We start from the raw sequence: 500 nt of genomic DNA on the forward strand, positions 1-500 counted from the left end.
ATTGGACTGAAAAAGGCCACGAAGCAATTAGGTCGCATTAACCTAGTCGACTCTTCCACCATAACGCTGTGTTTGTCCCAATACCCTTGGGCCCTGTATCTTCCGACCCATGCTGGTGTCAAATTACACTTACGGCTGGCTTTCGTAGACGGGCTTGTACACCCAGATAAGGCTATCCTAACTCCAGCGAAGCCGTCCGACCGGACGCAGATGGACAGTCTTATTGAACTGGACAGGGATGCACTTTACATATTTGACCGTGGCTACGTCGATTACCGAAAGTTTGATGAGTACTGTCGTGGGGGAACGCGTTTTGTCACCCGACTCCGATACAATACAAGCATTGCTGAAACGTACGAGAGAAGGACGATACCACAGGGGTCACCTGTTCTTCGGGACGATGTGGTAAGGATCGGCTCATCCGCCTCTCGGAGTATGACTCATCCAACGCGTTGGATAGAGACGTTGGACAGTGAAGGTAATTTGATTATTATCCTGAC

1 protein-coding gene is annotated in these 500 nt (G+C 49.8%); it reads left to right on the forward strand.

The window, feature by feature from the left end:
- Window positions 1-500 (forward strand): transposase (locus AN477_RS00005; protein WP_169787819.1); only part of this gene is annotated, 500 nt, incomplete at both ends.

This window comes from Paenalicyclobacillus ferrooxydans (assembly GCF_001399675.1).
Lineage (GTDB): Bacteria > Bacillota > Bacilli > Alicyclobacillales > Alicyclobacillaceae > Alicyclobacillus_B > Alicyclobacillus_B ferrooxydans.